This is a genomic window from Streptomyces sp. NPDC051310 (genome assembly GCF_044455245.1).
GTDB lineage: Bacteria > Actinomycetota > Actinomycetes > Streptomycetales > Streptomycetaceae > Streptomyces.
Genome location: NZ_JBITEO010000016.1, coordinates 82,776 through 107,088, shown reverse-complemented (window position 1 = coordinate 107,088; position 24,313 = coordinate 82,776). Strand labels below are relative to the sequence as shown.

Genomic DNA, 24,313 nt, shown 5'->3' with positions numbered 1-24,313 from the left:
ACCCCCGTCTCCGCGGCGGCGCGTGACGTGCCCGACCGGCGCCTCGTGGTTCCGGGTCGGAGCAATGTTGGCTCGCCTGGGTGAAATGACTCCGTCTGCGCGAACCGTAAGGCTCTGCCCAGAGTCCTGCATCACATCCCCGTCAGGAAGGAGTGAGGTTGTGCCCAGGGGAACCGTGAAGTGGTTCAGTCAGGGGGAGTGGTATGGCGTCATCGTGCAGGACGGCGGAGGGCCGGACGCCATCGTGTGGTCCACTGCCATCCAGGTCTGCTGTCGGCCCCGCGGGCTGACGAAGGGCGACAGGGTTTGCTTCGACATCATCCAGGACTCTCAAGGTGTCCGGGCAGAGAACGTTTGTCGGGCCGAAGGCTGTGGGCCAGCCCGGCAGTCACGCTCGCCGGCCCGTCCGGCGTCTCTGGGGTGAGCTCGCCGGAGCGGCCACCGCAGCGGCCCGATGGCGGCGGCCGGGCGCCGGTGAGGGAGCGGGGAGTCCCGCCTGCGGGCCTACCTCGCACGTGAGGGATGCCGGCCAGGTCGCACGTTGCTTCGTTGCACACGTCGCGTGCACGACGACCAGGAACACGCATGGGAGCTGAGCTCGAGGGTGCTGATCAGCCAGCGCTCCCGCCACGCGGGGCTCCCCGCGGATCGCGTCGCTGTCCTGGCGGCTCTTCGATGTCCCCACCGCAGGCACGGCGGGGACATCGACGCCGGCCTGCCGCACCACGACCGCGGTTGGCGTCACCGCGGCCGTGCTGGTGTCGCTCGTACTCACACCCCCTTTCGGGGAGTGGCCCACTCGGGGTGGGCGGCGTTGCGGTGGGGGAGGCGGGCAATGCCCCAGGCGGCGAGGTCGCGGCTGCTCCACAGGTGGGGGAAGTCGGGCTTGTACCGGCAGGAGCCGATGGCCTCCATGCGGTGCCACTCCATCCGGCCGAGGTGGTGGCTCCTTTCCGGCCACGTCCAGGAGGAGGGTGCCGCCGGGTGCCCGGGGAGGCCGGCCTGTTCCGTCAGGTGGCCGGTGACTGCGCCGCCTGCTCGGGCTCGGTCCCTGCGCTCCGGTGGAGCAGCCGGTCGAGCCGCTCCGCGACCCCGTTGAGGGTGGCCGCGGCCATGAGTTCCATCAGCGTCAGCTCACAGCGGAAGGTCTGCTGCATCTGTACCTTCAGCTCCGCACCCATGAGGGAGTCGAGGCCCAGATCGGCGAGGTCGGCCGTGGTGCTGACGCGGTCGGGGCTGGTGTGCAGGATGTCCGCCACCAGCGCGGTGAGGGCCTCGGTGATGAGCGGAAGCCGTTCGGTGTCGTCGGCCGCCGCCAGACGCCGGCGGAGGTCACTGGCCGCTCGCGCGGTCGCGGTGCCGGAGGCGCCCTGCCGCTGGGCCGCGAAGCGGGGGGTGTCGAGGGCGGGAAGGATGTGGGCGAGCCGTTCGAAGTCCATGACGCCGACCGCCACCGTCGGCGTGACGGAGGAAGCCAGGTGCCGGTCGAGAGCGGCCAGAGCCGCATCAGGGGTGATCAGCCCGATACCGGAGCGGTTGAGGGTGTCGCTCAGCCGGGTCCGGGCGACGTAGCCGGTGTCGCTGATGCCGCCCCAGGCCAGGGCCACGCCGGGCAGACCGGCGTCCCGTCGTGCGCGCATCAGGCTCTCCAGGTAGAGGTTGGCGGCGGCGTAGGGGGCTTGGTGGACGTTGCCGACCAGGCCGGCGACCGAGGAGTAGGCGACGAAGAAGTCCACGTCCGTGTCGCGGCTGAGGCCGTCGAGTACGTCGGCTCCGCGCACCTTCGCCGCGAGCACACCGCGGAACCGGTCGGCGTCGAGTTCCTCCAGGGGGGCGTCGTCCAGCTGCATGGCGGCGTGGACGATGCCGCGTACCGGGCGTCCGGCGGTGTGGGCGTCCTTGAAGACGCGGGCGACGGCCTCGCGATCGGTGATGTCGGCGGCGTGGGCGGTGACGTCGACGCCCTGGCGCGTCAGGTCGTCCAGCAGGGCGGCGGCTTCCGGGGCCGCGGTGCCCCGGCGGCCGATGAGCGCGAGCGCCCGGGCGCCGCGGGACACCAGGTGGCGGGCGGTGGCCGCGCCGAGGCCGCTGAGGCCCCCGCTGATCAGGTAGGTCGCCGACGGGTCGAGCACGGGCGCCGAGCCGGGGTGTTCGAGGGCGACCGGGTCGCTGTCCGTGAAGGTGACGACGACTTTGCCGATGTGCCGGGAGTGGCCCAGGGCGGCGATGGCGTCGCGGACTTCGGAGGCCGGGTAGGTCTGGTGGGGCAGTGGCCGGTAGCTCCCGTCGGCGACACGCTCGGCCACCGTGCGGAAGGCATCGGCCGCCTCCTGCGGGGAGTCGGCGATCAGGCGGGTGATGTCGACGGCGAAGTACGACAGGTTGTTGCGGAAGGGCCGCAGCAGCAGCGGCGCGTTGGCGTGGATGTCGCGCTTGCCGAGCTCGACGAACCGCCCGCCGGGGCGCAGGCACTCCAGGCTGCGCCCGATGGCCTCGCCCGCCAGCGAGTTCACCACCACGTCGACGCCGCGGCCCCCGGTGAGGGCATGGACGTCGTGGGCGAAGGACAGGCTGCGCGAGTTCAGTACGTGCTCGACCCCCAGGGTGCGCAGCAGGTCCCGCTTGGCGGGGCTGCCGGCGGTGGCGATGACACGGGCCCCGACGTGATGGGCGTGGCGCAGCACAGCCAGGCCGATCCCGCCCGCACCGCCGTGCACCATCACCGTTTCGCCCGCCCTGAGGCGGGCGCAGGTGTCGAGGCTGTGCTGGACGGTCAGGCAGACGGCGGGCAGGGTGGCTGCCTCGGTGTACGTCATGCTCCCGGGGATCCGGCCGGTCTGCTCGGGGCGCACGGTGACGTGCGAGGCCAGCGTGCCGTGTCCGAACGCGAAGACCCGGTCCCCGGTGGTGAGGCCGGTGACGGCGGATCCGACGGCGACGACCTCGCCGGCGCACTCCAGACCGAGCCGGGGCGGGATGCCGGTGGAGGGTTCGGCCCCGGCCGGAAGCAGTCCTTGGGCGAGCATCACATCGCGGTAGTTCAGCGCGGCGGCACGGACGCGCACCACGACTTCCCCGGGAGCCGGGGCGGGCGCGGCCGTCGGGGTCCAGACCAGGACGGGATCACGACCGGGGCGGTCCAGACGCAGACGGTAGTGCTCGCCTGGACGCCCATCCCGCACGGGAGGACGGCACGCGCGGACCCTGGGGACGAACCTGCCCCCGGGAGTGAGGACGATCTCGTCGTCCGGGCCGGGGGCGAGCAGTTCGCGGACCACTCGCCGGGCATCGGCGGCCGGGTCGTCACCCGCCTGGAGCGAGACGCGGCGCACCGTGAGCAGGGGGCGTTCATTGGCCAGAACCCGGCCGACGCCCCATGCCGCGGCGCCGACCGCCGATGTGCCGGCCCGGTCGTCCGACCCGTTGAACAGGCCGGTGGGCCCGGTCACCAGCCACAGGGCGGTCCTGCCGTCGGGTGCGGGGGTGCACTGGGCGGCCGCCGTCTTGATGAGCTCCGCCGCCCGGGTGATGGCCTCCGCGGAATCCTCGCCGTCGCGGGCGGCACTCGACAGGACGACCACGGCATGACGCGGGCGTGCCGTCCCCTGCGAGGTGCCGGCCGCGGTGGTCGCCGAGGCGGCTGTGGCGCCGGCGGCCCGCAGGGCCCGCACGAGGCGGCCGGGGAGTTCACTGCGGGGGCTGTCGCCGACGACGAGCCAGTCGGCGTCCACGGCACCGTCCGGGGCGGGCAGCGTCCGGGGCGGACCGGTGTCCGGTGCGCGGCGGGCGAGGAGCAGGGAGTAGTCCTGGTCGGCCTCCGCCTGGCCGCTGCCGATCGAGGCCGCGTCCTCGAACCCGCAGTCGCGCAGTGCCCGGAGCCAGTCCTCGCGGGCGAGCAGCGGGGTGCTGCGCACATGGGTGTCGGTGAAGGACCAGAACTCCTCCAGCAGGCCGAAGCAGGGCCCCAGGATGTCCTCGTCGTGGCTTTCGACGGCCATCAGCTGCCCGCCGGGCGCGAGCAGTCGGGAGATGCGCGTGAGGGTGGCGTGCACGTCGCGGGTGGCGTGCAGCACGTTGGAGGCGACGACCAGGTCGAAACTGCCCGGTGTGAGGTCTTGTTCGTCCGGGTCGGCGTTCAGGTCGACGGTGCGGTAGGTGACGAAGTCGTGTTCGGCGAAGCGGGCCTTGGCGCGGGGGAAGAAGGCGGGCGAGATGTCGCTGTAGACGTACGACGTCAGGTGCGCGGGCAGGACGGGCAGCAGGTGCTGGGTGAGGCTGCCGGTACCGGCGCCCACCTCCAGGATGCGCAGCGGTCGTCCCGCGGGCCAGGCATGGAGCATGTCGCTCAGCACGATGCGGGCGTAGCGGGAGTGCAGCCGCATCTGCGGGGTGCCTGCGTAGAAGGATTCGGCAAGGTGCCGGTCGGACTCCGTGAACAGCAGTTCCCTCGCATCGGTACGTCCGGTCAGGACGTCGGCCCACCGCCTCCCGCAGCGGGTGTAGACGGTGATGGCGCCGATCCACTGCGGGAAGCGGGCGGCGAGTTCCTGCACCTGCTGGTCCGGCCGCGGCCGGCCCGTGAACCGCCAGCGTTCCGCGCCGGTGGCCGGATCCCGGGGCGCCACGGGCGACAGCAGTCCGGCCCGGTGGGCCATGCGGGCCAGCAGGTGGGTGAAGGGCAGATGTCCCGGGCGTACCCCGGCCTCCAGCAGGTCGTCCGTTCCGAACTCCTCGCATCCCGGCAGGAGATCGCTGAAGGTCGCGGCCCCCCAGTGCCCGACGGCGGTCTTCACGCCGGGTGCGAAGTCGGCGTACCCGTCCGGGTGCTGGGCTTCCAGCCGCGCCCGCCGGGCGGCCGTGGCACTCACCAGCGCCCGCGGGGCGGGCAGCGGGCTCGTGCCGCCGGTGTGACCGGGCCGGTCGGCGGCCCGGAGTTCCTGCGTCAGTTCCTGCACCGCACCGTGGTGGCCGGCGCTGACGCCGCGCAGTCGGCAGCCGGTCAGCTGAGCGGTGACGGAGCCGTCCTCCGCGGTGACGGTGATGTCGACGACCGCGTCCGGCCCGGCCGTGTCCCGCAGCCGGACGTGTACCAGTCCGGCCTCCGGGAGCCGGTCCCATACTCGGCTCGCCTCGATCGCCGTGGGCAGGAACATGCGGCCGCCGGCGGCTGCGGCCAGCAGGGGAGCGCCGGCCTGCAGGGCGCCGTCGAGGATGACGGGGTGCGCCTCGAAGTCTTCCCGGCCCCGGGTGTGCGGCAGGCGATAGGCGGCCAGGACCTCCCGGTCCCCCACGTGCAGAGTGGTGAGGACCCGGAAGGCGGGGCCGTACACCAGGCCGGCCTGTGCCGCGTGCGCGTAGTGCGTGCCGGCGGCGACCACCGGCCCGGTCAGGCGCGCGCGTACCGCGGCCACGTCCAGCGCCTCGGGGCGGGACATGAGCAGGCGCCGTGCCCGTCCGCGGGCGTGGAGGGTCCACTCGCTGCCGGAACCGGTGCGCGAGGCGAAGGCGACGATGCCGTCCTCGGCCGACAGGGAGGTCTGCACCGTCAGCTGTACGGGATCGTCCTCTCCCGGGAGGGTGAGGGGCCGGACGATGTCCAGGTCGGTGACCTCGCTGGGCGTGGTGAACACATCACGGGCGGCGGCGAGGGCGGCTTCGAGGTAGCAGGTACCGGGCAGGACGGTGCTGCCGTCGACCTGGTGGTCGGTCACCCAGGCGAGGCGGGTGGTGCTCAGCAACTGGTGCCACGTCGGTTCCGCGACCGCGGCGCGGCGTCCCAGCAGGGGGTGGACGAGCGTCTTGTCCTGCGGCACGGTCACCCACCAGTCCGGCCGGCCGTTGTAGCAGCGTTCCCGTTGGAAGGGGTAGGACGGCAGTGACACCACCCGGCCCGGCTGCGGGAAGCAGCCCTTCGGCGGTGCCCCGGCGGCGATCAGCCGGGCGGCGGCCCGTCGCACCGCGGCAGCCGCGTCCTGGTCGCGGCGGCAGCCGGGCACGACCGCCTCGGCTCCCAGCAGGCGGCGCAGATAGCCGGTCAGGACCGTGTGCGGGCCGATCTCCAGGAACTGGCTGCACCCGTCGTCGGCCAGCGCCCGCACCGCCTGGGCGAACCGCACCGGTTCCCGTACGTTGCGCCACCAGTAGTCGGTGTCGAGCTGCCGGCCGTCCAGGAGGCCGCCGGTGACGGTCGAGGCGAAGGCACACCGGTGGTCGCCGGGCCGCAGCCCGGCGAGGGCCTGCCTCACGGACTGCTGGATGGGATCCATGGCCCGGCTGTGGAAGGCGTGGTCGAGATCGAGTTCCCGGAAGAAGACCTCCCGCGCGGCCAGCTTGCGTCCGAGCTCGGCAAGGGCCTCGGCACCGCCGGCGACGGTGACGTCCCGGTCGCTGTTGATGCCGGCGATCTCGATCCGCCCGTCGAAGGGGGCCAGTTCCTCGCACGCCTCCTCGTAGGTCAGGGCGGCGGCCGCCATCCGTCCCGTTCCGGCGGTCACCGCCTGGGCCGCGCTCCGGGCGGCCACCACCTGGCATGCCTGCTGCAGGCTCAGACTGCCGCTCGCCCAGGCGGCGGCGATCTCTCCGACGCTGTGCCCGGCCACGGCGTCCGGCTCGATGCCGTACGACGCCAGCAGCCGCACCATTCCGACCTGGACGGCGAACAGCAAGGGCTGCGCCACGTCGGTCAGGTGCACCCGCGGTGCCGGTGCGGTCAGCTCGTCGAGGACCGACCAGCCGGTCACGGGCCGCAGTTCCGTGTCGACGGCCTGAACACCGGCACGGAATGCCGGCTCCTGAAGCAGGTCGGCTCCCATGCCGGGCCACTGCGAGCCGTTGCCGCTGAAGACGAACGCGACCTTCCCCGGCCGGCCCGCCACCCCCGTCACTGCCCGGTCGCCGTTGTCACCAGCGGCCACAGCCAGCAGTGCCTCGGCTGCCTCGGCCGGAGTCGAGGCCACGACGGCGGCACGGTGCTCGAAGCGACGCCGGCGCACCGTCGCCGTGTAGGCGAGGTCGTAGAAGTCCTCATGTGCGGCGAACTGCAGGTGCTGGGCGAGCTGTTCGGCCGCCGCCCGCAGCGCCTCGCCGGTACGCGCCGACACCACGACCGGCAGGTGCCCCGCAGCGCTTCGGCCCGCTCGCGGCGCCGTTCCGGGAACGTCCGGCGAAGGGGCGGCGAGCACGATGTGGGCGTTGGCGCCGCCGAACCCGAAGGAGTTGACGCCCGCGAGCGGAAGACCTTCGTGTCCCAGAGGTTCGCCGCGTGTGACGGGCCGGACGTTCAGGCCGGCGAAGTCGATGGCCGGGTTGAGCTCCTCGGCGTGCAGCGTCGCCGGGATCCTGCGGTGCTTGAGCACCAGCAGCGCCTTGAGCAGGCCGGCCATGCCCGAGGCGGCTTCCAGATGCCCCACATTGGATTTGACCGAGCCGATCGGCAGCGCGCCACGGTGGCGCCACCGGCCCAGAGCCCGGCCGATGGCCTCGCACTCCAGTGGGTCGCCCACCTGGGTACCGGTGCCGTGCGCCTCCAGGTAGGCGACATCGTCCGCGACCAGGCCGGCGCCGTCGTACACCCGGCGCAGCAACTCCTGCTGGGCGGTGCTGCTGGGCAAGGCGAGGCCCGGGGTGCGGCCGTCGTTGTTGGTGCCGCCGGCGAGAATGACGCCGTGGATGCGGTCGCCGTCGGCGCGGGCGTCGGCCAGGCGCTTGAGCAGCACCAGCCCACCGCCCTCGGCCCGCACGAACCCGTCCGCCCGGGCGGAGAAGGCCCGGCACCGGCCGCTCGGCGACAGCATGGAGGCGCCCGAGAACGCGGCGAAGCCCTGTGGGTTGAGCAGAACGTTGATTCCGCCGGCGACCGCCATGCGGGAACGGCCCGAGCGCAGGTGCTCGCAGGCCTGGTGCACGGCGGTCAGGGCCGAGGAACAGGCGGTGTCGACGGTGGTGGACTGGCCCGTCCAGTCGAAGTGGTGCGACAGCCGGTTCGCCACGATGGAGGCTGCCATCCCGGAGACGGTGTAGGCGTTGCCGGACTCCGGTACGCACGTCTGCAGTTCGCCGTAGTCACGGCTGGAGCAGCCGATGAACACGGCCGTGTCCGAACCCTCCAGCTCGGTGGAATCCAGCCCTGCGTCGTCCAGAGCCTCGACCGCCATTTCCAGCAGCAGCCGCTGCTGAGGATCCATGCGGGAGGCTTCCCTGGGGGAGATGCCCGTGAAGAACGAGGCGTCGAAGCCGGTGATGTCCTCCAGGAACCCGCCGGCGGCCGTGTAGGACTGGCCGTTGCGACGCCGTACCGGATCCACGAAGTCGTCCGCCGGGAAGCGGTCGGCCGGCACCTCCGTGACGACGTCGCGGCCGGTCGACAGGACCGCCCACAAGTCCTCCGGGCTGGAGACGCCACCGGGCAGGCGGCAGGCCATGCCCACGATCGCCGGAGCATCATCGGGCAGGAACGACACACGCGAAGACAACGCTGTACTCCCCAAGGGAAAGGAACGAGCAGGACGGGACGGAGCCGCCGGCTAGCGGCGGGAGGCGGATGACGACGGTGCGTCGGACGGCCGGGGCGGCGCGAATCCCAGTGCACGCCGCAGGTACGCGGCATCGATGGCGGCGGGCTCGGTCAGGCCCGGGGTGGCGGCCAGGGTGTGCGTGCGGTCGTAGGTGCGGTCGTGACGGCAGTAGCTGAGGAAGCCGTTCAGATGCGAGGCGATGAACCGCTCGGCGTCGGTCGGGTCGGGAACCTCCTCGACGCACTCGATCCGCAAGCCCGCGAAGTGGTCCTCGATCACGTCGACGAGCCGGCTCATCGGGGTCGCCCGGGGGTGCACCACGTGAAACGTCCGGACGTCCTGCCGGCCGCGTGGCGCCTCGCATCCGATGCGGACCATGGCCTCCGTGGCGTAGCGGTCCGGCAGGATGTTGAACGTCGCCTGCGGCGATGCCTGGAGCCGCAGCCTCACCCGCGTCCCCTGCGGGCGCTGAGCCGGAATCCCGGGTGCACCGCCGCGAGCGACCGTCTCCAGCAGCTGTCCGAACACCGACAGCGGATGGCCCGGCGCTCCGTCGGGCAGCTGCCGGTCACAGGCCACCACGCTGGGGCGCAGGACGACAGCGCCACGCCTGCGGCTTTCCGCCCACTGCCGGACCAGCTTCTCCGCCTCGTACTTGGAGGCGTCGTAGGAGGTCGCGAAGCCGTGGGCGTCCGTCAGGTCGTCCTCCATGATGTGACCGCCGGATCGTCCGCCGGCCACCACCATCGTGCTGACGTGCACGAGGAGGCAGCCGGAGGACGTCGCGTCGGTGAACTCCAGCATGTGCGCGGTGCCTCGGACGTTGGTCGCGAACAGCCGTTCCCGCTCACCGGCCAGCGCGATGTCGCCCGCGCAGTGCCACACGTCATCGACGTCCTGGGCCAGGCGCGCGTACAGGGCCGGCGGAAGCCCGAGCCACGGGCGTGTGATGTCCCCGCTGACGCACCGCAGGCGGCCGAGTGCCTGCTCGTCCAACGCCCCCGCGCCGCAGGCTCGCAGAGCACTCACGGTGCGTGCGCGCAGCGTGGAGGGTTCCCCGCGGCCCAGGGTGATGACGCGCTGCCTCCGGCTGGTCAGAAGGGAGTGGGCGATACGGGAACCAAGGAAGCCGGTGGCTCCGGTGATCAATGCCGTCACCGCAGCAGCATGTACCAGGAGCCCGGCCAGCACAAACCGAGCGTAACCGCTCGAACGCGCAGCGCAATTGAAGGATCGTTCCTCCGCTGGGTGACCGGGGAGATGCGACCGGTGCGGCCGGAACCGGGGACGCTCAGGGGCGGGACATGGCGCCACCGCCGAGGAGGGCTCGGTACCGGCCGCTCGTGGTGAGCAGGTGTTCATGGCTGCCCGTCACCACCGACCCGTCCCCTTCGAGCAGAATGACGTGCCGGGCGTTGCGGACCGTCGACAGCCGGTGGCTGGTGACGATGACACAGCGGGTGGCCGCCAGGCGGTCGACGGCCAGGGCGACGCGCTGTGCGCTGACCCCGTCGAGCTGGGAGTGCGGCTCGTCGAGGAGCACGATGTCGCTCGCCGCGAGCAGCGCGCGGGCCACGGCCAGGCGTTGCCGTTGACCGCCGGAAAGGTCCTGCGCCCGGCCGAGGGGAGTGCCGAGGCCCCGGGGGAGGGCGAGGACGGTCTCGCGCAGGCCGACGGTCTCCAGGACGTCCAGGAGCTCCTCGTCGTCGGCCGGCTGCGCCAGGCCGAGCCGGAGGTTCTCGCGGATCGTGCCCTCCACCAGGGTGGACCGCTGGTCGACGTAGGCGGTGCGCCGCCGCAGCTCGCCGAGGGGCCAGTCGCCCGCGGGCCGCCCCAGGACCCGGATCTCGCCCCGGTCGGGCTGGGCGAGACGGTTGATCAGGGTCAGGACCGTGGACTTGCCCGCACCGGAGGGGCCGACGAGGGCGGTCAGACCGGTCGTGGGGACGTGGAAGCTCACACGGTCCAGGACCGCGCGGCCTCCGCGGTGGGCGAAGGAGACCTGGCGGAAGACCACGGCTGCCGCTGCGGGGCGGGTCGGCCGCGGGGTGGGCGGCGCGGTGCGGTCCGTCTCCGCCGGGAGGGCGAAGAGGTGGTCGAAGCGGCGCCGGGCGGCCAGGCCGGACTGCAGGTGGCCGACGCCGACGGCGGCGACGGCGACGGGGGAGGAGAGGTGCAGCAGGTAGAGGAAGAAGCCGCTGAAGGAGGCCAGCGACAGCTCCCCTTGTGCGATCCGCTGCCCGGCGGCCAGCGCGACGGCCAGGACCGCGACCTGCTGGCCCAGGCTCACGACCGGACCGAGGAGGCACTGCAGACGCGACGCGGGCAGGCACGCGGCGCGTACATCGGCCGCGGCGTGTCCGAGCTTCCGTACGGCCGTGGCCTCGTAGCGGCAGGCCTTGACGGTGACGAGCGCGGTCAGATGAGCGGTGAGGCCCTGGGCGAGCCGCCCGAGGGCGCGCTGCTGGGCCCCCGCGAGGTGTTTCATGCGGGCCGTCATCAGGGCGACGCAGACTCCGGTCAGGCAGAAGGCGCCGGAGGCGATCACGGTCAGGACGGGGTCGAGGACGGCCATGGCGGTGAGCGTGGCCGCGGTGGCGATCAGCGCCACCGGAAGGTGGACCAGGCCCGTCTCGACGAGTATGCGCAGCAGCACGGCGTCGGAGGTGACCCGGGCGGTCAGGCTGCCGGCACCCTCGTCCCGGACCGTCCGCAGGGGCAGCCGCAGGACGTGGTCCATGGCCCGGCGGCGCAGGCGCAGCACGGCGCGTTCGCCCACTCCGGCCAGCAGCCAGCCGCACAGGGCCTGGAGCACGGCCGCGCCGAGGACGGCGACGCTCATGCCCACGGCGTGCCGGGCGATCGGCGCGTGCCGGGTGAGGGCGTCCGCCACGCCCATGGCCAGCCACGGCCCGGCCAGGCCGGCGGCCGCCGAGGTGAGGGACAGGACGGCGGCCAGGGCGAGCCGTACGCGATCGCCGCGAAGGAGGTCCCGGCCGAGGCGCGGACCGGGCGGTGTGCCGCGGGCGGAGGAGAGGGGCGTCCCGGCCCGCGGGGTGCGAGCCGTCGGGAGGGTCATGCCCCCGGGTCCGCGGACCGGTGGGCACCGGCCCGGGAAGGGACCGGCCGGTCGCGTGCGAGGTCCAGGCTGAACGCGGTGGTCAGGGACCGGGGCAGGTGGCGCAGACCCCAGGCGCAGGCCCGGTAGCGGCGGCTCGGGATGCTGATCAGGCGGCCCCTGCCCAGGTCGCGCAGGGCGGTGGTGACCACCTGCTCGCTGTCCAGCCACATCCACCGGGGCAGGTGGCCGACCTCCAGGCCCGCCCGCTGGTGGAACGCCGTGCGGACGTAGCCGGGCAGCAGGGCCATGACGCGTACTCCGCTGTGCCTGACCGGTGCGGAGCGGGCGACGGACTCGGTGAAGGCGAGCACCCAGGACTTGCTGGCGGGATAGGTGCTGGCCAGCCAGGTGGGTCCGTAGGCGGCGACGGACGCGACGTTGACGACGGCGCCGGAGCCGCGGCGCATCATGGCGGGCAGAACGGCCCGGGTCGTGCGCAGCACACAGCCGATGTTCAGCTGCAGGAGGGCCTCCTCCGCGTCGGCGTCTCCGGCGGGGAAGGCCGCGGCGAGGGCGATCCCGGCGTTGTTGACCAGCAGGTCCGGGACGTTCCCGGTGAGGCTGTCGGTGAGGCGGCGGCTGCCGGCGGCGGTGGCCAGGTCGGCGGCGAGGGTGGTGACCCGGCAGCCGGGGTGCCGCAACCGGTCGGCGGTGCTCTCCAGGTCGCGCTCGGTGCGGGCGACCAGGGTCAGGTCGTGACCGGCCCGGGCCAGGTGTGCGGCAAAGGCCAGGCCGAGGCCCGAGGTGGCACCCGTGATCACCGCTGTGGGCATGACGGTTCTTCTCTCCGCAGGGCAGGCGAGCTTGCGCTCATACCGGCTGGGGGACGTGGTCGGGCGTGAACCGCACGGCCGTCCCGTACAGGTCGAGCAGTCCCCGGAAGGGCTGGGAGGGCAGGCCGGGCTTCCACAGCTCGACAGCCATCTCACCGTGGTACAGCAGGGGCCAGCGGACGTACGTCCGGGGGTCCTGGGGGTCGTTGACGGCCTGTGAGCGGCGGACGGTGTTGCGGGCGATCTCGACGGTCAGGTCCGTTCCGCAGCCGAAGCCGTAGGGGAACTCCTCGCGGTCGGCTTCCACGGTCTCGATCACCTCGTCGTCGCTGGCGGTGACGCCGACGTGGGCGTGGATGCCGGCCCTGATGAGCGGAACCTCGCGTTCCCCGTTCGGGTCCGGCACCCACGCGCCGGCTCCGTCCCTGGTGACGCGGACGGTGGGGCAGGCCTCCATCAGGGCGCAGATCTCCCACGTCTCCACCGACGGCTGCATCGGCAGTACACCGCTCGGGGCCAGGACGCGCAGGCGCCGCCCTCCGACCAGGCGCGGCTCGACCGCCACGACCTGCTCGCGCGTCAGGGCCCGCTTGTCGACGTCCCAGGAACCCGAGGCGCTGACCACCAGACAGTCGAGGTCGGGGTCGAAGGCGAACAGCATGCCCTCGCTGAAGCCCCGCACCCCCATGTAGATCTCATACATGTCGGCCAGCTGTTCGGAGACGAAGTCGGACACCTTCAGCGGCGGGGACAGCAGGCCCAGCTCGCCCATCCGGCGGCCCGCGGCGGCCAGTTGCTCGGGGGTGGTGCTGGCCTTCCACGCCTCGGCGGTGATGGCGTCCCGTACGGTGTCGTAGTCCTCGGCGACCTGCTGCGCACACGCCGCGGTGACCAGCCGGTCGCGCATGCGGTCGGCGATGTCCTCCACCTCGGTGGGGTGGCCGCCCTCCATGGTGCACAAGGTCACCTCCCGCACCTGGCCGGCCGCGTCACCGCGTGACACGAACAGCACCTTCGCCGCGCCCAGCCGGCCCATGGCCGTACGGGCGGTGGCGACGACCTCGGCGTGGGGCAGCGCGGTCAGCCGCTCGGGCACCTCGACGACGGCGACGACGTGGCGCGGGTTGCGGCGCAGCCCGTGGTGCCGGCGCAGCATCGCGCTCAGCGGCGGGTAGTCCTCGGGGATCCTCTCGCGCAGGGTTCCGGGGCCGTCCGGGATCTGCCCGCACATGAGCATCAGGTCGACATCGCCGTGGGACCGGTCGAGGACGGTGTGACCCTGGGCCTCGAACGAAGCGATCAGCCGGTCCAGGAACGCCCGCAGTGCCGGCCGGCCGGCCGGCACCTCTCCGACGACCTGCACCGTGCACGGACGCCACCAGCCGCACGCGGTCAGGTCGCTGCAGACGGTGGGTGCGGCAATCGGTGAACTGCTCATGGCCTACCTTCCGGAAACGTCGTCGAGGTCGCCCCGGGGTGGCCTCCCGTCGGCCTGGCGTGTCCAGCCGCTCGTGAGCGCCACCGCGACACGGATCCGATGCCGGGGAGCGCGCGGCAAAAGGCTCCGCGGACGGCATCGGGGCGACGGCGACCCTACCGGCGGCGGGCCGGACCGGCGGGGCGCCATGCCCCTTCCAGGGGCCGGGGCGTGCCGTGTTGACGATCACTCACCGTCCGATCAGGCTGCTGCGCAGGTGGCGGGGGGTGACGGGGCTCCGCACATTCACCCGCGGGGGTGAACGGTTCGGGAGCGGCACGGGCACCTGCCGGCCGGAGAACCCCCCTCCGCAGGCGTCGTCACCACCGCCGGCGTTCCCCCGAATGCCGTAACGGATACAGCGGCGCCGCCGCGGCTCCCTAGGATCGCGGAGGCTTCGGCGACCGATGCGCACCGCCGGACTGCCGTCGCACGCAGCGCGTCGCTGCCACCCACCCCCTTTGCGCACCGGGAGAGTTCCGTGACCATGGCCCCCGCGAACCCCGACAGGCCGGCTGTGGCGATCGTCGGCCTCTCGTGCCGCCTGCCGGGGGGCATCTCCGGGCCGGACGAGCTGTGGGAGGCGCTGCGGGAGGGACGCGACCTGGTCGGTGAGGTGCCGCCCGACCGGTTCGCCGCCGAACGGTTCGTCGACACGAAGCACCGCAAGGGCAACAAGAGCTACACGGCCGCAGGCGGGTTCCTCCCCGACGTGACCGGTTTCGACACCGGCTACTTCCAGCGGATCTCGCCCCGCGAGGCGGCGCGCATGGACCCGCAGCACAGGTTGCTGCTGGAGATGGCGGTCGAGGCCCTGGACGACGCCGGCATCGACCAGACCGCGACCGCCGGTTCGGACACGGCGGTGTTCGTCGGCATGTCGAGCCACGACTACGCCGACCTGCAGGCCTCCGGTGCGGACGCCCCCAACGCGTACACGATGGCCGGCCTCGCGGCGACCAACGCCGCCAACCGCATCTCCCACCTGCTCGACTGGCACGGGCCGAGCATGACGGTGGACACCGCCTGTTCCTCGGCGCTGACCGCCCTGCACCAGGCGTGCGAGACCCTGCGGGCGGGCCGGTCCCGCATGGCGCTGGCCGGCGGAGTGAGCGTCCTGCTCAGCCCGTTCGGCTTCGCGGGCTTCTCCGCCGCCTCCATGCTGTCGCCCACCGGCCGTTGCCGGGTCTTCTCGGCCGACGCCGACGGCTATGTGCGCGCCGAAGGCGGCGGCGTGGTGGCGCTCAAGCGCCTGCCCGACGCCCTGGCCGACGGCGACCGCATCCACGGGGTGATCCTGGCGAGCGGTGTCAACAGCGACGGCAGGACCACCGGGCTGGCCCTGCCCAGCGCCCAGGCCCAGGCGACCCTGCTGGACCAGGTGTACGCCCAGGCCGGAGTATCGGCCGACGACCTCTCCTACCTCGAAGCCCACGGCACCGGCACCCCGGTGGGCGATCCGATCGAGTGCGACGCCATCGGCCGCGCCCTGGGCGCCCGCCGCACCGTCGGGCCGCTGCCGATCGGATCCGTCAAGAGCAACACCGGTCACCTGGAGGCCGCCTCCGGCATGGCCGGACTGCTCAAGGCCCTGCTCGTCCTGCGCCACCGCCACATCCCGCCGACACTGCACGCGCGGCCGCTGAGCCCCCACATCGACTTCGACGGCTGGCGACTCGACCCCTGCACCGAGGCCAGGCCCCTGGACCAGGAACGGCCCGTGGTCGGCGTCAACTCGTTCGGCTTCGGCGGCTCCAACGCACACGCCGTCCTCGCCGCCGCACCGGCGGCTCCCCCCGCCGGCCCGTCCGCGCGCCCCGGCGGCCCGCTGCCGGTGGTGGTCTCGGCCCGTACCCCCGAGGCACTGGAAGCCGCGGCTGCCGGCATGGCCGTGCGGCTGCGGGAGGAAACCCCGGAGGGCTTCTACGACGCCGCGTGGACGGCCGCACGCCGGCGCACCCTGCACCCCCACCGCGCCGTCGTCCTCGCCTCCGGCGCGAAGGAGGCAGCCGAGGCGCTGGAGGCCGTGGGCCGGGGCACGCTGCCGCTGCCCCCCGCCACCGCCACCGGACGGGCGGTGACGGACGGCCGCGTGGTGTTCGCCTTCGCCGGCAACGGATCCCAGTGGGCCGGCATGGGCGCCGATCTGCTGCGCGAGGAGCCGGTGTTCCGCGATGCCCTCACCCGGGTCGACGACGCGCTCACCCCCCACCTGGGCTGGTCGGTGCGCGAGGAGATGACCGCGGCCGACCCCGACCGCATCCAGGCCACCGAGATCGCCCAGCCCTTGCTGTTCTCCTTCCAGATCGGCCTGGCGGAACTGCTCGAGGCCCGCGGCATCCGGCCGGCCGCCGTCCTGGGCCACAGCGTCGGCGAGATCGCCGCCGCCCACGTCGCAGGCGCACTCGACCTGCCCGCGGCCGCGCGCGTCGTCGCCGAACGCAGCCGTGCGCAGGCCGCCACCCGCGGGCGGGGGCGCATGGCCGCGATCGGCCTGTCCGCACAGGAAGCGGTCAAGGAACTCGCCCCGTACGCCGGCAGGCTGGAGATCGCCGCCGTCAACGGCGACCAGGACGTCACCGTCTGCGGCCGCGAGGCGGAACTCCGCGCCCTGGGCCGTGAACTGGACCTGCGGGCGGTCTTCTTCCGCATGCTGGAGCTGGACTACGCCTTCCACAGCCGCGCCATGGACCCCATCCGGGACGGCCTGATCGACTCCCTGGGCGGGCTGCGCCCCGCGGCGACCGGCATCCGGTTCGTCTCGACGGTCACCGGCACCACCTGCCCCGGCGAGGACCTCGGGGCCGACTACTGGTGGCGCAACGTCCGCGAACCGGTCCTGTTCGGACCGGCGCTGCGCACCCTGCTCGACGACGGCTACGACACCTTCGTCGACATCGGACCCCACCCCGTCCTCAGGCCCTACCTCCGCAAGGCCGCCAAAGACCTGCAACGGCCCGTCGTCACCACGGGCACCTGCGCCCGCGCGGTCCCCGGGCCCGCCGCCGTCGACACCGCGGCCGCCCAGCTGCTGGCCGGCGGAGCCCGCGCCCACTGGGACACCTTCTTCCCCCGGCCCGGCCGCACGGCGGACCTGCCCGCCTACCCCTGGCAGCGCGAACGGCACTGGCACGGTGACCCGCAGTGGTGGCTGCGGGTCACCGGCGAGACCACGCCCGTCGAGCACCCCCTGCTGGGAGCGCGCGTCCCCGTGCAGCACCCCGCCTGGTCCGCCCTGGTGGAGCCCACCCGCCTGCCGTGGCTGAGCGACCACCAGGTGGCCGGCGCCGTCGTCATGCCGGCCGCCGCGTACCTGGAGATGGCGCTCGCCGCGGGCCGTCTCGTCCACGACGCCCCCGTCGAGGTCAACCACCTCCTCATCACCCGCGCGCTCGACCTGCCCTGGGACGACGACACCGCCGACGTCCGCGTGCAGGTCTCCCTCAACGAGCCCGACCAGGCCCTGGAGATCGCCGCCCGTACCGGCGACGACCTCCCCTGGCAGCCGTACGCCCGCGCCCGGGTGCGGCGTCTGCTGGCCGCCGCGCCGGCCCCCATCGACCCCGCCGCCCTGCGCTCACGCCTGCACACCCGCCTGGACCCCGCCGAGCACTACGCCCGCGCCCGCCGCACCGGCCTCGACTACGGCCCTGCCTTCCAGGTCCTCACCGGCCTTCGCCCGGGGGAGGACGAGGTCCTCGCCTCCTACACGCTGAACGAACCCGCCGACGGCTACCACGTCCACCCCGCCCTGCTGGACGGCGCCCTGCAGGCGGGCGGCTGCCTGACCACCGCCGACGGCGAGTACCTGCCGTTCCTCCCGGTCGCCGCGGAAGCACTCCGCCTGTGGCACAGCCCGCCGCCGACCGGGCTGGTCCATGTACGCCTGCGCGAGAGCAGCCCGCACGAACAGTGCTGGGACATCACCGTGGCCGACACCGACGGCCAGGTCTGCCTGGAACTCACCGGCTGCCGGCTGCGCCGGATGGGCAACACCCCCACCGAACCCGTGCAGCACCTCGTCAACGTACTGCGCGCCGCCCCCGGTGCCACCGGGCCGGTACGGACCGCACCCGTGCCCCTGCCCGCGCCGGCCGCCCTGGCTGCGGCATGCCTGCCCTACCGCGACCGGCTGGAGAACACCTGGCGCGTGGAGGGCCACGACACCGCACTGCAACGCCTGCGCGAGTGCTGCGCCCGTCTGATCGCCGACGTATTCGCCCGGCTGCTGCCGCCGGGACAGGTTGAGTTCGACACCGATGACCTGGTGGCGGGCGGCATGCTGCCCCGGCACACCCGCCTGGCCGAGCTCCTCGCCCACGCCACCCGCGGGCTGGTGCGCGCGTGCCGGCCGGCCCAGGGGGACCGCCCCGCCCGCTGGCGCCTCCCCGACGCGGACGGCGTACCCCCGCTGGAGCTGTTCCAGCGGCTCGTACGGGACTTCCCCCACCAAGCGGTCGAGACCTCCCTGTTCGGCAGGTGCTGTCTGCACCTGGCCGACGTCCTGCGCGGCACGCGCGATCCGCTGACGCTGCTCTTCGACGAACCCGACCGCCATCTGATCGAGTACTTCTACAGCGACGCGGTCCAGCCCCGCTTCCACAACCAGCTGCTGCGCGCCCTGGTACGCGAGCAGGTCCGCACCTGGCCCGCCGACCGGCCGCTGCGCATCCTGGAGGTGGGCGCCGGCACCGGCGGCAGCACCGCCCTGCTGCTGCCCCATCTCCCGGCCGAACGCACCTCCTACACCTTCACCGACCTGTCCGCCGGGTTCTTCCCCCACGCCAAGGCCCGTTTCGCCGACTTCGACTTCGTCGATCACCGGACTCTCGACCTGAACCAGGATCCGGCCGAGCAGGGGTTCACCGAGGCGTCCTTCGACGTGGTGATCGCCACCAACGTCCTGCACGCCACCCGCGATCTGCGCGCGACCCTCGCCCGCATCACCCACCTCCTCGCCGACGGGGGGCAGCTCCTCGCCCACGAGACCCACGAGCCCGGCTTGCTCGCTCCGTGCTTCGGCACCCTCGAAGGCTTCTGGGACTTCACCGACACCGCGCTGCGGCAGAACTCCCCGCTGCTGCCCGCGGACGCCTGGGAACCACTGCTGCGGGAGTGCGGTTTCGACGAGGTCGCCCAGCTCGGGCACGACGGGCCCCCGGCCGACCTCGAGTACTCCGTGCTCTGCGCCCGCCGCACCGAGCGGGCCGCCGGCACACGCCCCGCGTCCCTCGCGCTGCCGGCCGCCCAGGGCACCCGCTGGCTGCTGGCCGGTGAGCGCCGGGACAGCGAACTGATCCGCACGCTCGCCGACGCCCTCACCCGCGCGGGCGCCGACGTCCACCTCGCCGCCCCCGACGAGGTCCCCCGGCACTGGGAGGGGCTCACCGAGGACCAGCAGCCGCCCAACACCGTCCTGGTCTTCGACGCCGGCAACCCCGGAGACGGGCCCACCCCGGCCTGCGAACAGGCCGTCGCCAGGCTCGGCGTGCTGCGGGCCCTGGCCGGTGCCGCCTCGCAGCTGCCGACCGGATCCACCGCCCCCCTGTGGATCGTCACCGGTCCCAGCGGCATCCACTCCGCCCCGGAGGAGCCCCGGCTTCCCCAGGACGCGGTGCTGTGGGGCGCCACCCGCTCCCTCGCCAACGAGATCCCCCACCTGGCCGTCCGGCGCGTCTCCCTCGACGCCGGGCCCCGAGCCGCGGACGACGCCCTTCGCCTGGCGGCCGAACTGCTTAGGCCCACCGACGAGGTCGAGGTCGTCCTCACCCGCGGTGGACGCTTCGTCCCCCGCACGGTCGCCGCCCGGGCGGCCACCGGCACCCACGGCGCCCCCGCTTCGGAGCCCTTCACCCTGCGCCTGCAGGACGCCGGCCTGCACCCGCGGCTCACCTGGGTCCCCGACCGCCCGCAGCGGCCCGCCGACGACGAGGTCACCATCGCCGTCGAAGCGGCGGCGCTCAACTACCGGGACGTCATGCTGGCCGTGGGCCTCCTGCCGCCGGGAGCGGAGACACCGCTGCCGGACGGGCCGGCCCTGGGCCTCGAATGCGCGGGCACGGTCACCGCCGTCGGCAGCGCCGTCACCCACCTCTCACCGGGCGACCGCGTCTACGCGCTCGCGCCCCGCAGCCTCGCTTCCCACGTGACGGTCAACGCCCGCCTCGTCGGCACCGTCCCCGACGGCATGACGTCCACCGCAGCCGCCACCCTGCCCGTGGTCTGCTTCACCGTCCACCACGCCCTCGAACGCCTCGCCCGCCTCCAGGCAGGCGAGACCCTCCTCGTCCACGGAGCCGCCGGCGGCGTCGGCCTGGCCGCCCTCCAGCTCGCCCGGGCACGCGGCGCCACCGTCATCGCCACCGCCGGCACCCCCGCCAAGCGCGACCTGCTGCGCATGCTCGGCGTCCCCCACGTCCTGGACTCACGCACCCTGGACTTCGCCGAACAGGTCCGCGACCTCACCGGAGGCCGGGGCGTCGACGTCGTCCTCAACTCCCTCGCCGGCGAGGCCATCAGCCGCAGCCTCGAACTCCTGCGGCCCGGCGGGCGCTTCCTGGAGCTCGGGAAGCGCGACATCTACACTTCCACCCCCCTGGGGATGCGGCCCTTCGGCAACAACATCGCCTTCTTCGGCGTCGACGCGCACCAGCTCATCTCCGCGCGGCTGCCCCAGGCCGGCACCTGCTTCGACGAGATGGCGCAGCGGATCGCCGACGGCACCTACCGGCCACTGCTGCACCTGTCCTACCCCGCCGCCCGCATCGGCGAGGCCCTGCGCGCCCTGCAGCGCTCCCGGCACCTCGGCAAGGTCGTGATCACCTTCGAGGAGCCGCCGTCCCTCGACAGGCCCCACCCGCCCCTGCGGCTCTCTCCGGACGCCACCTACCTGATCACCGGCGGGCTCAGCGGCCTGGGGGCCGCCCTCGCGCACCGCCTCGTCGACCACGGCGCCCGCCACCTCGCCCTCCTGGGCCGCAGGGGTGCCGACACCCCCGGCGCCGGCGAGCTCATCCGGACCCTGGCCGACCGCGGCGCCCGGGCCACCGCCCACACGGCCGACATCACGAGGGAAGCGGACCTGCGCCGGGCACTGGCCGCCGTCGACGCCGGTCCCCACCCGCTGCGCGGAGTGATCCACGCCGCGATGGCCCTGGACGACGCCCCGCTCGCCGAACTCACCGACGAGCGCCTGCGCGCGGCGCTGGAACCCAAGATGCTGGGTGCCGCCCTCCTCGATGCCCTGACCCGCGACCGGGGCCTCCACCTCTTCGCGTCCTGCTCCTCGGTCACCACCTGGTTCGGCAACGCGTACCAGGCCAACTACACCGCCGCCAACGGTTACCTCGAAGCGCTCACCCGCCACCGGCGCGGCGCCGGCCTGCCCGGTACGGCCGTGGCCTGGGGCGCCGTCGGAGACACCGGTTATGCCGCCCGCCACGGCATCACCGACATGCTCGCCCGTCTCGGCCTGGACAACCTCACCCCCCGCGAAGCCTGCACCGCCCTCGAGGACGCCATCGCCGCGGACACCGACGTCAGCGCCGCCGCGCGGATCGACTGGGCTCGCATCCGCAGCATGATGCCGGCGGTGCAGACGCCCCGGCTGGCCGGGCTCATCCCCGCCCACACACCCCAGGACGACGGCCCCGACCACCTGCGCCACCGTCTCGCCACCGCCACCCCCGAGGAAGCCCTCACCCTGGCGGCCGACACCATCACCCAGGTCCTCGCCGACATCCTGCAGACCGACCCCGCCCGGCTCGACCGCGACCGCCGCCTGGACCAACTCGGGCTGGACTCCCTCATGGCCGTCGAAGCCGTCATCGCCGCCCGCCGCCGGCTGGGCTGCGAATTGCCGACGCTCGAATTCCTCAACGCCCAGGGCATCACCGACCTCGCCAGGCGCGCCCTGATCCGCATGGGCCACCAGGCCCCGGCCCGGACACCCGTCCGTTGATCCCGGCAGCGTGTCCGCCCGCCCCCGCCCTGTGAAGGAGCGTTCCCCATGCACGGAGAGCCCGCGCACCCCGACCACCCGCTCGACCGGGGGCTTCTCGCCGTGCTCGCCCGCTGGACCGTACGCCGCAACCGGCTGGTCCTGGCAGCCGCCGCGCTGTTCGCCGTCGTGGCGGGCCTCTTGTCCAGCGGCGTCTCCGCGCACCTCGGCGCCGGCGGCTGGATCGCCGGGGACACCCCCTCGGCCCGGGTGCGCAGCATGCTCGGTGAGGTGCCCCACGGCGGCATGCCGCCCCTTCTGCTCCTCGCCCGCAGCACCGGCTCCGTCGACGATGCCGCAGCGCGGAGCGCCGGCACCCGGCTCGTCGAGGGCCTGCGGCACGAGCCGGGCGTCACCGCCGTCGACTCGTACTGGACGGGCCCCCTCGGCCCGGCCGCCGAGGGACCGTCGTCACCGCCGCCCGACCCGCTGCTGCGCTCCACCGACGGCCGTACGGCCCTCATCGCCCTGTGGTTCGACGCGGACCACCGCGACGACCTCGACGTCACGGAACGCGTCCTCGCCCGGGCCGCCCGGGCCGAGCCGCTGGAGACCCGGGCGGCGGGTCAGTCCGCCGTCACGCGTGCGCTGCAGCTCCACAGCGAACGGGACCTGATGCGCATGGAGTTGCTGGCCATGCCCGCCACCCTCGTCCTGCTCCTCCTGGTGTTCGGCAGCATCCCGGCGGCGCTCCTGCCGCTCGCCGTCGGCGCCGTCGCGGTGACCGGCACCACCGCGATCCTGCGCGCCCTCGTCGCCGTCACCCCCGTCTCCGCCTTCGCCCTGAGCCTCACCACCGCCGTCGGCCTGGCCCTCGCCGTCGACTACAGCCTGTTCATCGTCGCCCGGTACCGCGAGGAGACGGCCGGCGGCCTGCCGCACGACCGGGCGCTGATCCGCGCCACCCGCACCGCCGGGCGCACCGTCATCGTCTCGGCGGGTACCGTCGCCGCCGCCCTGCTGACCCTCCTGCTGTTCCCGCTCGTCCTCCTACGCTCCCTGGCCCTCGCGGGCCTCAGCGTCGTCACGCTGGCCGCGACCGCGTCCCTCCTGATCGTCCCGGCCGCCCTGGCCTGCTTCGGTGAGCGCCTGGCGGGCCGCGACATCCTCGCCCGGCGGCGCCGCTCCGCCCGGTCCTCGGCCCGGTGGCACACCCTGGCCACCACCGTCATGCGCCGCCCCCTCGCCGTCTTCACGGTCACCGGCACACTGCTGCTCCTGCTCGCCCTGCCCTTCCGCGACGTCGCCCTCAGCCTCAGCGACGAGCGGGCCCTGCCCGCCGGCTCGCCGGTCGCCAGGGCCATGCAGGACCTGCGCACCGGCTTCCCCCAGGTGGGGACGGAGGTCGACGTCGTCCTGCCGGACTGGCACCCCACCGGCCGTGACGGCGCCGCCCGCCTCGACGCCTACGCCCGCCGGCTCTCCGCCCTGCCCGGCGTGCAAGGACTGCGCACCGCCACGGGCACCTACCTGAAGGGTGCGCCCGTCGGTGCGCTCTGCGACCCCGGTGCCGCCCCGGCCGCCAAGAGCCCGTGCACCGGGCTGCGGCAGTTCACCCTGCCGACCGGCACCTGGCTGGTCATCAGCGCCGAACCCCTGCCCTACAGCCCCCAGGGCATCGACCTGCTGCACGGCATCCGCGCCCAGCCGGGTCCGGCGCCCGCCCTGACCGGTGGGGTCACCGCCGAGTTCCTGGACACCCGTGACGTCGTCGTCCAGCGGCTGCCCGGCGCCCTCGCCGGCGTGGCCCTCGGGACGCTCGCCCTGCTGCTCCTCTTCACCCGGAGCCTGTTCCTGCCCGTCAAGGCCCTCGTCATCAACCTCCTCAGCCTGACGGCGACCTTCGGCGCGATGGTCTTCATCTTCCAGCAGGGGCACCTGCGCCGGCTGGTCGGCGACTTCACCGTCACGGGGACCACCGACCTCATGCTGCCGCTGATCTCGTTCTTCCTCGCCTTCGGTCTGTCGATGGACTACGAGATCCTGCTCCTCGCCCGCATCTCGGAGGCGTACCACCGCACCCGCGACACGACCCGTGCGACGGCCGAGGGCCTCCAGGCCGCCGCGCCCCTCTTCACGGCCTCCGCCGCCGTGGTCCTCGTCGTGCTCCTCGCGCTCGCCGCGACGGAGGTGGCCATGGTGAAGGGCATCGCCGTCACGGTCGCCCTGTCCGTCGTCCTGGACGCCGTGGTGATCCGTCCGCTCCTCGTACCGGCGGTGATGAAGCTGGCGGGTGCCGCCAACTGGTACCTTCCGGTGTTCCTGCGACGCCGCCTGCCCCGCCATCCGGAGCTGCCACCACCCCGGCACCCCACCGCCCCGGTGGCGCCCGCCGACACCGGGGCGTCGACATGACGGCCGGCGCGCGCGGGTGTCAGTGCCTCAGCCGACCGGCGTCGCTGACAACGACCCGTCTCACCGCGCAGGGCA

General features: G+C 73.8%; 9 protein-coding genes. 3 read left to right on the top strand and 6 right to left on the bottom strand.

Annotated features, from left to right (window positions below; genetic code table 11):
• Positions 1-64 precede the first annotated feature (64 nt).
• A complete protein-coding gene (locus tag ACIA79_RS22975; RefSeq protein WP_399430209.1) occupies positions 65-424 on the top strand; it encodes a cold-shock protein in 360 nt (119 codons plus the stop codon).
• 347 nt (positions 425-771) lie between these two features.
• On the opposite strand, the gene ACIA79_RS22970 is transcribed toward ACIA79_RS22975, so the two are convergent.
• From ACIA79_RS22970 to ACIA79_RS22945, 6 genes are all read right to left on the bottom strand, one after another.
• Complete coding sequence (locus ACIA79_RS22970) at positions 772-915, bottom strand: hypothetical protein (protein WP_399430208.1); 144 nt, start codon at positions 913-915, stop codon at positions 772-774.
• 95 nt (positions 916-1,010) lie between these two features.
• On the bottom strand, positions 1,011-8,471 hold the full coding sequence (locus ACIA79_RS22965; RefSeq protein WP_399430207.1) for an SDR family NAD(P)-dependent oxidoreductase: 7,461 nt from the start codon (positions 8,469-8,471) through the stop codon (positions 1,011-1,013).
• A 51-nt stretch (positions 8,472-8,522) separates the two neighbouring features.
• Positions 8,523-9,671, bottom strand: coding sequence for an SDR family oxidoreductase (locus ACIA79_RS22960; RefSeq protein ID WP_399430206.1), 1,149 nt, complete (start codon positions 9,669-9,671; stop codon positions 8,523-8,525).
• 133 nt (positions 9,672-9,804) lie between these two features.
• Positions 9,805-11,592 (bottom strand): ABC transporter ATP-binding protein, encoded by a 1,788-nt coding sequence (locus tag ACIA79_RS22955; RefSeq protein ID WP_399430205.1) that lies wholly within the window; start codon positions 11,590-11,592, stop codon positions 9,805-9,807.
• The gene (locus ACIA79_RS22950; protein ID WP_399430204.1) at positions 11,589-12,407 is read right to left on the bottom strand and encodes an SDR family NAD(P)-dependent oxidoreductase; all 819 of its coding nucleotides are present in this window, start codon (positions 12,405-12,407) and stop codon (positions 11,589-11,591) included. Before ACIA79_RS22950 ends, ACIA79_RS22955 begins: the two co-directional genes overlap by 4 nt.
• A gap of 37 nt (positions 12,408-12,444) precedes the next feature.
• A complete protein-coding gene (locus ACIA79_RS22945) occupies positions 12,445-13,845 on the bottom strand; it encodes a hypothetical protein (RefSeq protein ID WP_399430203.1) in 1,401 nt (466 codons plus the stop codon).
• A 526-nt stretch (positions 13,846-14,371) separates the two neighbouring features.
• Between ACIA79_RS22945 and ACIA79_RS22940 the strand changes: the two genes are divergently transcribed.
• The gene (locus tag ACIA79_RS22940; protein ID WP_399430266.1) at positions 14,372-21,844 is read left to right on the top strand and encodes an SDR family NAD(P)-dependent oxidoreductase; all 7,473 of its coding nucleotides are present in this window, start codon (positions 14,372-14,374) and stop codon (positions 21,842-21,844) included.
• Between the two features lie 48 nt (positions 21,845-21,892).
• The gene (locus ACIA79_RS22935; protein ID WP_399430202.1) at positions 21,893-24,238 is read left to right on the top strand and encodes an MMPL family transporter; all 2,346 of its coding nucleotides are present in this window, start codon (positions 21,893-21,895) and stop codon (positions 24,236-24,238) included.
• Positions 24,239-24,313: the final 75 nt, after the last annotated feature.